This window comes from Vibrio sinaloensis DSM 21326 (genome assembly GCF_000189275.1).
Taxonomy (GTDB): domain Bacteria; phylum Pseudomonadota; class Gammaproteobacteria; order Enterobacterales; family Vibrionaceae; genus Vibrio; species Vibrio sinaloensis.
The window spans coordinates 1-501 of record NZ_AEVT01000077.1; the positions used below are offsets into that span (position 1 = coordinate 1).

The 501-nt window shown below is 54.1% G+C and carries 1 protein-coding gene; it reads left to right on the forward strand.

Annotation, left to right across the window (positions count from 1 at the left end; all coding sequences use genetic code 11):
* Positions 1-24 precede the first annotated feature (24 nt).
* On the forward strand, positions 25-501 hold a 477-nt coding region (locus tag RH45_RS14005), incomplete at its 3' end, for an IF-2-associated domain-containing protein (protein ID WP_008078206.1).

The following is a 501-nucleotide window of genomic DNA, read 5'->3' on the forward strand; positions in this document are numbered from 1 at the left end:
TAAACTGTAGCAGGAAGGAACAGCATGACAGATGTAACCCTAAAAGCGCTGGCCGCAGAGAGACAGGTTTCCGTGGATCGCCTGGTACAGCAGTTTGCTGATGCAGGTATCCGGAAATCTGCTGACGACTCTGTGTCCGCACAAGAAAAACAGACTTTACTGGCGCACCTGAACCGCGAAGCGGTTTCTGGTCCCGATAAACTGACGCTGCAGCGTAAGACGCGCAGTACCCTGAATATTCCAGGTACCGGTGGAAAAAGTAAATCGGTACAAATCGAAGTCCGCAAGAAGCGCACCTTTGTGAAACGCGATCCGCAAGAGGCTGAACGCCTGGCCGCGGAAGAGCAGGCGCAGCGTGAAGCGGAAGAGCAAGCCCGTCGTGAGGCAGAAGAACAGGCCAAACGCGAGGCGCAACAAAAAGCTGAACGCGAGGCCGCAGAACAAGCTAAGCGTGAAGCCGCTGAAAAAGCGAAACGTGAAGCTGCGGAAAAAGACAAAGTG